The organism is Nocardiopsis quinghaiensis, from assembly GCF_008638365.1.
GTDB lineage: Bacteria > Actinomycetota > Actinomycetes > Streptosporangiales > Streptosporangiaceae > Nocardiopsis > Nocardiopsis quinghaiensis.
Window position 1 is genome coordinate 259,806 of the sequence record NZ_VWVU01000007.1, and the last position, 10,387, is coordinate 270,192.

Below are 10,387 nucleotides of genomic sequence, written 5' to 3' on the forward strand. Positions count from 1 at the left end.
CTTTCGACCCCGACGCCCGGGACGCCTCACCCAAAGGCCCGTTCCAGGACGGACGACCTTTCCAGATGGAACCCGAACACATGTTCCCAGGGCGCACAGAGAATGGCCCGATGAAACCTCAGGGGATTTATCAAACCTCGACGCGGAAACTTCGTCCCGGCAGTGCGCAAGCGAGGGAAAAGGCGCCCCGACCACCTGCGGCTATGGCTTTCCGCACACGGGAGGTCGCCGTGGAGAAGCGGGAAGACATGCCCCGGCCAGGCAGAATGCCACGAGTGTGATACATGCCACTCCGAACGCACCCTTGACAGGAAGCACTGACTGAACAGGCATGTCTCGGCACGACACAGACCCCCAGTTCACACCGCACGACTCGGGTGCGCCACTTCTCGTGTGCGCTAATTATCCCACAAACCAGGAACTCTTCGTGCCGAAACCAGCACAATGCGTTCTTTGACTTCGCTTCGAGGGCGGTGCGAGCTTTATGTCGCTCGCCCGGGCTCGAACACCTTCCGTACCAGTAGGAACGGAGCACTCCCCCGCCTCACGTCCGTGTGCCGGCGCTCGGAGAAACGGCGTCCGGGGCACGGTTTCGCCTCCGGCCCCCGCATGAACAGCGCCCACCAGAAAGCCAGGTAGAGATGTACGACGTTATCGTTGTCGGCGCGCGATGCGCCGGTTCCCCGACCGCGATGCTGCTCGCAAGGAAGGGCCACCGCGTCCTTGTCCTGGACCGCGCCTCCTTCCCCAGCGACACCGTTTCGACGCACTACCTCCACCAGACCGCCCTGCTGCGGCTCCAGGACTGGGGCCTCCTCGACCCGGTGGTCAAGTCGGGCGCCCCGGCCATCCGCAAGATGCACTTCGCCTTCCAGGGCATCGAACTGAACGGGTTCGCCGCCCCCGTCGACGGGATCGACGCCGTCTACTGCCCGCGCCGCACCGTCCTCGACGACATCCTCCTCAACGGTGCCCGTGAGGCCGGCTGTGAGGTCGTGGAGAACTTCAGCGTCACCGACCTCGTCTTCTCCGAGGGGCGCGTCGTGGGTGTGCGGGGGCGCGAGGGCAAGGGCCAGGAGCGCGAGCTGCTCGCGCAGGTGGTCGTGGGGGCGGACGGCTTCCACTCGACCGTGGCCAAGCGGGCGGGCGCGCAGACCTACGACGTCCGGCCGGCGGCCAACTTCATCTACTACTCCTACTACAGCGGCCTCGACTGGGGCCTGCACCACAAGACCGGCCACAACCGCCGGTGGATCGGCACGTGGCCCACCAACGACGGCCTGACCATGCTGGCCGTGATCTGCAACCGCTCCCACCTCAAGGAGTTCCGCCAGGACGCGGAGAACCAGTTCCTCGCCACCTTCGACGACGTGGTGCCCGAGATGGGCGAGGAGTTGCGCGCCAAAGGCCACCGCGAGGAACCCTTCCGTCCCATGCGCAACCCCGACAACTACTACCGGACCGCCCACGGTCCTGGCTGGGCCCTGGTGGGGGACGCCGGATACCACAAGGACCCCTTCACCGGATGGGGCATGGCCGACGCCTTCATCCACGCGGAGATGCTGGCCGACCGCCTGCACGAGGGGCTGTCCGGGAAGCGCCCCGTGGACGAGGCCCTGGCCGACTACGCGGCGGCACGCGACGAGGAGAGCGCCCCCGTCTACGACTTCACCTGCACCCTGGCCGAACTCGAACTGCCGCCGTTCTACAAGGCGGTCATGGGCGCGATCAGCCAGGACCAGAAGTGGACCGACACCATGCTGGGCATCATCGCCGGCCTGGTGCACGGGGACGAGATCTTCTCCCCCGAGAGCCTCCAGAAGCTCTACGACGAGACCGGCGTTCCCGAGGAGGAGCGCGTCTACGATCCGAGCGCCTGAGCAGCGCTCCTCTCCCGTCCGCGACCGGTGCGCGGAGCCGGACGGCCCCGCGAGTCGCCCTCCCCCAGCTTCCCCCGACCCTCCCGGGAGTCGTCATGACCGAAGTGTCCAGCATGTTCGATCTCATCAGTGAGCAGAACGAGGAACGCGAGTACTTCGACACCGGCGGTGTCGGCCAGTCCCACGAGTTCTACACCGGCGAGGAGCAGTTCCGACGGGAGATGAGAAGCGTCTACGGACGCCGCTGGCTCCCCGTGGACCACGTGTCCCGTCTCCCCGAACCCGGCTGCTTCACCACCCTGAACATCGGTAGCGGATCCCTCCTGCTCCTCCACGGCGACGAGGGCGTCAAGGCCTACCACAACTACTGTCGGCACCGCGGCTACAAGCTGGTGGAGGAGCCCGTCGGCAAGCGCCAGAGCCTGGTCTGCGTCTACCACTGCTGGGTCTACGACCGCAACGGCGGGCTCAAGACCCACAACGGCACCTACTTCGACCACTTCTTCTCCAAGGAGGAGAACGGCCTGGTGGGGGTGCACACCCAGATCCGGCACGGGGTCGTCTTCGTGTGCTTCGCGGAGGACCCGCCCGATCTGGACGAGGCCCTGGGCGAGTTCGACCGGTTCGCCGACGCCTACCAGCTGGCCGACCTGCGGTGCGTGCAGTACAAGGACTACCCGGTGGCCTCCAACTGGAAGCTGGTCGCGCACAACGTCAACGAGAGCCTGCACTTTCCCACCGCCCACAAGGACCTGCACAAGGTCACCGACTTCGACGCCGCGGGCACCTACGACCTCAAGGGCGACGACATCGTGGGGGCCTGGCAGATGCTGCGGGAGGGGTACGGGTCCATCTCCACGACAGGGCGGACCGACCGCGCCCCCATGCCGCTGGTACCGGTGGAGGACCGCCGGAAGGTCAACTGGATCACGATCCTGCCCAACCTGCTCTTCGGGATGACCAGCGACTACGTGATGATGCAGTGGGTGTGGCCCGAGAGCCCCGGTTCCTGCGTCGTCCGCCACTTCTGGCTGTTCCACCCGGACGAGACCGCCAAGGAGAGCTTCTCCCACGAAGCCGTCTTCGCCCTGTGGGACAAGGCCAACTACGAGGACTGGGAGCTGTGCGAGCGCACGCACCGCGGCCTGTCCAACCCCATGTGGCGCCCGGGCCAGCTCTCCCTGGACGAGGAGGTCGTCGCGCAGATCGACGCCTGGGTCGCCCGCCACACCCAGGACGCGGAGGCCTGAGTATGAGTGTCGACTGCTACGTCATCGGCGGTACCCGGGTCCTCACCTCCTGCGCGGAACTGCTCCTCTCCCACGGGGTCCGGGTCAGAGGCGTCCTGTCGGACGATCCGGCCGTGACGGAGTGGGCCCGCGCGCACGGCGTGGAGGCCCTGGACCCGCACGGCGACCTGGTCGGTGCGCTGTCCTCCCAGCCCTTCGACTTCCTGTTCAGCGTCGTCAACTTCCGGATCCTGCCCGCCGAGGTGCTGGCCCTGCCCAGGATCGCCGCACTGAACTTCCACGACGGCCCCCTGCCCGGCTTCGCGGGCAGCAACATCGCCTCCTGGGCCCTGTACGAGGGGGTGCGCCGGCACGCCGCCACCTGGCACGTGATGGAGGAGGAGGTCGACGCCGGGGCCGTGGTCGCCGAGCGCTGGTTCCCGGTGCGCGACCTGTCCACGGCGCTCTCCCTGACCTACGAGACCGCCCAGGCGGGCATCGACCTGTTCGCGGAGATGGCCCCCCTGCTCGCCGAGGGGCGCCTGCCCGACCCCGTCCCGGCCCATCCCGGACGCGAGTGGCGCTTCTTCGCCCGCGCCGACCGCATGGCCGGCGGCGGCGTGGTCCACGCGGGCACGGCGGCGGCCGAGGCAGGGCGCCTGTCCAAGGCCCTGGACTTCGGTTCGTTCCCCAACCCGGTGGGGCTGCCCGCGTTCGCCACCGCGCGGGACGCCGTCTTCGTCGGTCAGATCCGCGCACTCGACCGGGACGAGGAGTACCGGGAGAGCACGACCGTCGCCGTGACCGACTCGCAGATCCGGATCGCGGCTCCCGACGCCGACATGGTGCTGAGCGACTTCACCACCACCGAGGGCGACGCGGTGAGCGGGCGCGGCGCGGCCCAGCGGCTGGGGCTGCGCGTGGGCGAGCCGGTCCCCGCCCCGGACGAGGGGTTCCTGGAGGCGGTGGAGCGGGCACAGCCGGACCTGCGAGCGCACGAGCACAGGTGGCGCGACCGGCTCGCGGACCTGCGTACCCTCCCTCTGGACGCCGACGACTTCTCCGCACAGGTCTCCCACTACAACCGGTTCGAGATGGCCTTCCTGCCCATGTGCGAGGAGGACTCCGCCGCGGTGCGCCGGGCCTTCCTGGAGGTCCTGTCCGAGCGCGGCGGCGTAGGCTCCTTCGACTTCGGGTGGTCGCCCCACCGGGCGCAGGACCTGGCCGAGCGGACTCGCGGCCTGGCCACCACCCGCGTGCCGGTCCGCTTCGACGCGTCCTCCCCGTCCTCCCCGGAGGAGGACCTGGCCGCGGCCGAGCGCCGGGGCCTGTACGCGACGGACCTGGAGGTCCGCCTCGGGCTGGCCCAGCGCCCGCCGGGCGCCGAGGGCCCGTCGTTCACCCGGGTGATGGTCCTGGAGCGCTTCCGCGAGGACCCGGCCTCGGTCGCCTCCGACACCGAGGTCGCACTGGTGCTACCGCCGCGAGGCGTCCCCGCGGTGTTCGTGCGGGAGACCGCCATGCCCGGCTCCGAGGCGCTGGAGTTCGTGGACGAGGTCGAGGAGCGGATCCTGTCCGCGCTACGGTCCGAACCCGCGGAGCCGCCCACCGCTGAGCCGGCCCCCGTGCCGGTCGCCGAGCCCTCCGAGGAGCGGGGCGGGCCCCTCACACGTCCTGCGCCCGCCGAGCGCTCCGCCCGGACCGTCCTGGACCTGGTCCGCCAGGTGTGGGAGCGGACCCCCGACGCGGTGGCGGTACGCACGGGCGACCAGAACATCACCTACGCCGAGCTCGACGCGTGGTCCTCTGCCGTGTGCGCCGGCCTGCGGGAACGCGGTGTGGGCGAGGGGTCGGTCGTGGCCCTGCTCACCGGCCGCGGCCGGGAACTGGTCCCGTCCATGCTGGGCGTCCTGCGCGCCGGGGCGGCCTTCCTCCCCCTGGACCCCGGCTATCCGCCGGAGCGGCTGCGGACGTACGCGCAGATCGCCGAGAGCGCACTGGTCCTGACCACCTCCGAGCTGGAGGGGCGGGCCCACTTCGTGGGCTCTCCCGTGCTGGTGCCCGAACCCGGGGATCCCACGGCCGCGCACGAGGACGCGGCGCGCCCCGGCTCACCGGCCTACGTCCTGTTCACCAGCGGTTCCACGGGAACGCCCAAGGGGGTCGAGGTCGGCCATGCCGCCCTCGCGAACTTCCTGGAGGGTGTCGGCGCGGTCCTGGGCGCCAGGCCCGGCATGAGCGTGCTCGCCCACACCACCGTCGCCTTCGACATCTCCCTGCTGGAGCTCCTCCTGCCCCTGGTCTCGGGAGCGACGGTGGAGCTGGCCGACGAGGACGCGGTGGCCGACCCCGCCGCACTGGCCGCGCTGGCCGACACCGTGGACCTGGTGCAGGCGACCCCGAGCCTGTGGCGCCTGCTCCTGGACACCGGGTGGCGGCCCAGGGCCGACCTGGTGGCGCTCTCCGGCGGAGAGGCGCTGCCGCTGAACGTCGCACGCCCCCTGCTGGACTCGGGAGCCGAGCTGTGGAACATGTACGGCCCCACCGAGGCGACCGTCTGGGTCTCGGCCCACCTCGTGGAGGACCTCGACCGCGGTTTCGTCCCCATCGGCGAACCGCTGCCGGGGCTGGAGCTGCACGTCCTCGACGAGGCCATGTCCCCGGTGGGGCCCGGGGGGACGGGTGCCCTCCTCATCACCGGGGTGGGGCTGGCCGAGGGCTACCGGGCGCGTCCGGACCTGACCTCCGCGGTCTTCGCCGCACTGCCCGACGGCCGCCGCGCCTACCGGACCGGTGACGACGTGCGCCTGCACCCGGACGGGTCGATCGAGTGGATCGGGCGGACCGACGCCCAGGTCAAGGTCCGCGGCAACCGGATCGAGCCGGGCGAGATCGAGGCCCGCCTGGAGCAGCTGGAGCGGGTGTCGGCGGCCGTGGTGGCCGCCGTCCCCTTCGAGGGCGCGGGGGAACCGCGGCTCACGGCCTACCTCGTCGCGGACGAGCCGCCCGCCCGGGCCGAACTGGACGCGTGGGTCTCCGAGCGGCTGCCCGGCTACATGGTCCCGGACTCCTACGTCCTTCTCGACGCCCTTCCCCTGACCGAGAACGGCAAGGCCGCACGTTCCCGGCTGCCGGCGCCCACACGCGGCAACGTCATCCGCACGGCGCCGTCCGCCGCCGGTCCGGGCAGTGCCGCGTCCCCGACCGCGCGGATCGCGGCGGTGTTCGCACGGGTGCTGGGCCACACGGAGTTCGGGGAGGAGGACAACTTCTTCGATCTCGGCGGAGACTCGGCCAACGTGGTGCGGGCCGCGACCGCCCTGGGCGAGGAGCTCGGACGTGAGGTGGGAGCCCCGCTGATCTTCGCGACCGGTACGCCCGAGCGGCTGGCCGCGGCCCTGGACGGGACCGGATCCGCCCAGCGGAAGGACGTCCGGCCGCCTGTCGGCACCGCGGCGGACACACCCGCCGCACGTCACCCGGCCCCCGCGCCCGCGTCCACGTCCACCAGCCGGGAAACCGTTTCCGCTGAGGCTCCCGGGGACGCCCTGGCCGTCATCGGAATGGCCTGCCGCTTCCCCGGCGCCACCACCCCCGACGAGTTCTGGGCCGACCTGGCCGGGGAGGCCGACCGTGTGGGTCCGGCCCCGGAGGGCCACCGCGGGTGGAACCGCCTGTGGGAGGGGGAGGAGGACCACCAGGCGGGCTGGATCGAGGGCGTGGAGTACTTCGCTCCCGAGCGCTTCGGGCTGGCCGACCGCGAGGCCAGGCGCATGGACCCGCTCCAGAGGCTGCTGCTCAGCGTGACCGACGAGGCACTGGAGTCCAGCGGCCACGACGGCACCTCCCTGGGCGAGTCCACGGGCGTGTTCATCGGCACGATCGCCAGCGACTTCCCCGAACTCGTCTCCCGGAGCGTGGGGCACGGCGACCCGCACGCCGCCACCGGCACGGCCGTGTCGATGGTCGCCAACCGGCTCTCGTACGTCTTCGGCTGGTCGGGGCCGAGCCTGGCCGTGGACACCGCGTGCTCGTCCTCGCTGGTCGCCCTGGACCAGGCGGCGATGCACCTGCGCACGGGAGCGGTCGACGCCGCCGTGGTGGGCGGGGCGAACCTGATCCTGACCCCGGCCAAGAGCAGGGCGTTCCGGCGCAACGGAATGCTCTCGCCTACAGGGCGCTGCCACACCTTCGACGACGAGGCCGACGGCTACGTGCGGGGCGAGGGGTGCGGCGTGGTGGTCCTCAAGCGCCTGGCCGACGCCCGCAGGGACGGGGACCCCGTCCTGGCCGTGGTGCGGGGCACCGCCGTCAACCACACGGGGAGCGACTCGGGCTTCCTCACAGCTCCGAGCACCACGGCCCAGCAGCGGGTGATCCGCGGGGCGATGGCCGCTGCGGGGGTGGCCGAGCTCGGCTACGTCGAGGCGCACGGAACCGGTACCAGCCTGGGCGACATCATCGAACTGGAGTCCCTGCGCGCGGTGCTCGGCGAGGTGCCCCGATCGTCGGTGGCGGTGGGATCGGTCAAGAGCGCGATCGGCCACCTGGAACCCGCCGCCGGCATCGCGGGCCTGATCAAGACCGTGCTGGCGCTGCAGGCCCGGCAGATCCCGCCCGCGGCGCACCTGTCGGTGCCCAACCGCGGGTTCGCCTTCGAGGACTCGCCGCTGTACCTGCCCGCGCGGCTGACCCCGTGGCGGGGCCCGGCCGCGGCGGGGGTGAGCAGCTTCGGGTTCGGCGGCGTCAACGCCCACGCGGTCCTGACCGCGACCGCCGACGAAGCCTCCGCCCCGGAGGGCGAGAGCCCGTACCTGATGGTCGTGAGCGCGGACTCGCAGGAGTCCCTGCGGGTCCTGGCGCGTCGCTACCTGCGGTTGTTGGACTCCCCGCACCGACCTGCGCTGGCGGCCATGTGCGCGGCCGCGCGGGCCAGGCCCGCCAGACCGCACCGGCTGGCCTGTGTGGTCTCCAGCGCCGAGCAGCTGGAGGACAAGCTGTACCTGTTCCTGGCGGGGATCGGCGACACGCGCTCCCTGCACACGGGGACGGCTCAGGAGGGGTCCGCCGTCCAGGACCGGCTGCCGCTCCCCCTCACGAGAGAGGACCTGAACCGTGCGGCCCGGCTGTTCGTCGAGGGCCACGACCTGCCCCGGGTGCCGGGAGGCGCCGGAGTCCGGCTTCCGTCGACCCCGCACGAGAACCGGCGCCTGTGGCTGGAGCCCGGTGGCTCTGAGGCGCCGCGCGCCGAAGCTGCCTGGTCGGACCTGCCCGAGGCCGCCGAGCACGTCGTACGGGGACGGGCCGTCCTCCCGGCCGCCGGGTACCCGTTCCGTGCGGGGGAGCTGCTGGGCAGGAAGAGTTTCCGCCTGACCGACATGGTGCTCCGTGCTCCCGTGGCCGCCGGGTCCGGGCTGCGAGGCCTTCGCGAGGCGGACGCGGTCAGTTTCCGTGACGGTGCCGGGAACCTGGTCTGCGAGGCCCGTGTCGCCGAGGAGGTTCCGCCCTCCCTCGCCGCCGGTTCGGCGGACGGGTCGCTCACCGTGGACGTGACGCGGATGTACGCCTCCTTCGAGAGGGACGGGCTGGAGTACGGACCGGGCTTCCGGTGCGTGCGGTCCCTGTCGACTCTGCCCGGTGAGGCGTTCGGCAGGCTGATCGGCGACGGCACCACCGGGGGAGTGGACCCCCGCATGCTGGACGGCGCCTTCCAGGTAGCCCTGGCGGCTTGTGGTGCGCGCGGTCTCCACGTCCCCTTCTCCGTGCGCTCGCTGAGCGTCTTCGGTCCCCTCACCGGCGAGGCCCGCGTGTACGCGCGGCGTGAGCGGGTGGCGCCGGACGGGGCGACGGTGACGGCGAGCCTGGTGGTCCGGGATGACTCCGGACCGCTGGTGGAGGTACACGAGCTGACCTGGAAGCGGATCGCACCGGCGGAGCCGCGGGGCGGTACGGCGGACGACGTGCCCGACCGGGCGGCACCCCCCGTCTCCGGGTTCGCCGTCCCGGCTGCGCCCGCCGCGCACACGCCCCCGGCCGTCTCCCCCAACGGGAGCGGACCGGCCGGCGCGCCCTCCGTCTCGGGGGTTCCCGCGGCGGGAGGGCTGGCCCCGGCCGTGGTCGGCTGGGTGGCCCGGGCCCTGGAACTGGACACCGAGGAGGTCGAACCCGACGCCCCGCTCCAGGAGCAGGGGATGGACTCCATGCTCTCGGTGTCGCTGGCCCAGGACATCGGCGAACGGCTCGGGGTGTCGTTGCCGCCCACACTGCTGCTGGAGGTGGGGACCGTCAACGGGCTGGTCGCCGAACTCCGCGACAGGTACGGCGTCACCTCCGCGCCCGCGAGGGCGGAGGGAAAAGTCCCGGCGCCCGCTGAGGCCGTCTCCCCTGACGGGGTACGGCGGGCGGACACGCCTGGTTCGTCGGACGCGGAGGAGCCGCCTGGCGGGACCGCCGCGGACGTGGAGGGCGCTCCCGGCGGGAGGACCGCCGGCGGGAACACCGCCACCGGGAGGACCGCCGGCGGGAGGTCCCCCGGCGGGAAGGCCGCCGGTGCGGAGGCCGCAGGCTCCGAGGGGACGCGTGACATCGCGGTCATCGGTGTCGACGGCGTGTTCCCCGGTGCGTCCAGTGTCGACGAGCTGTGGCGGGTCCTGGTCCGGGGCGAGGACCACGTGCGCGAGGTACCCGCCGACCGCTGGAACCTGGAGGACTACTACGCCACCGACCAGGCTCCCGGCAGTGTCTACCTGCGTGAGGCCGGCTTCGTACGTGAGTGGGACGAGTTCGACCCCGGGTTCTTCCGCATCCCGCCGGCCGACGCGCGATGGATGGACCCCCAGCAGCGGCACCTGATCCAGTCGGCCTGGCGGGCGCTGGAGAACGCCGGCCCCTCGGGGGCCCACCGCGACATGACGGTCGGTGTGTTCGTGGGGGCCAGCTACCAGCACTACCGCGACCAGGTGGTGGGGGACGTCGTGCCGACCGCCGCCGCGCTGGGCAACCACAACGCCATCCTCGCCAACCGGGTCAGCCACTTCCTGGACCTGCGCGGCCCCAGCATGACCATCGACACCCTGTGCTCGTCCTCGCTGGTCGCCCTGCACCAGGCGGTACGCAGCATCCGGGCGGGAGAGTGCGACCAGGCCCTCGTCGCGGGGGTCCACATGGGGCTCTCCCCGCAGTACTTCCAGCTGGGGTCGCGACTGCGTTCGTTCTCCCCGACGGGGAGGTCGCGGGCCTTCGACGCCGACGCCGACGGCTTCGTCCCCGGAGAAGGCG

Annotated in this window: 3 protein-coding genes; all 3 read left to right on the forward strand. The window is 72.0% G+C overall.

From position 1 onward, the window contains the following. Positions 1-641 precede the first annotated feature (641 nt). Complete coding sequence (locus tag FYX01_RS16490) at positions 642-1,880, forward strand: NAD(P)/FAD-dependent oxidoreductase (protein WP_150242310.1); 1,239 nt, start codon at positions 642-644, stop codon at positions 1,878-1,880. Between the two features lie 95 nt (positions 1,881-1,975). Then, positions 1,976-3,130 (forward strand): aromatic ring-hydroxylating oxygenase subunit alpha, encoded by a 1,155-nt coding sequence (locus tag FYX01_RS16495; RefSeq protein WP_223830498.1) that lies wholly within the window; start codon positions 1,976-1,978, stop codon positions 3,128-3,130. A 2-nt stretch (positions 3,131-3,132) separates the two neighbouring features. Then, on the forward strand, positions 3,133-10,387 hold a 7,255-nt coding region (locus FYX01_RS16500; RefSeq protein ID WP_150242312.1), incomplete at its 3' end, for an amino acid adenylation domain-containing protein.

Bases quoted from the DNA above. Each gene is read 5' to 3' on its own strand.
- FYX01_RS16490 (WP_150242310.1), top strand. From the start codon at position 642: ATGTACGACGTTATCGTTGTCGGCGCGCGATGCGCCGGTTCCCCGACC.
- FYX01_RS16495 (WP_223830498.1), top strand. From the start codon at position 1,976: ATGACCGAAGTGTCCAGCATGTTCGATCTCATCAGTGAGCAGAACGAG.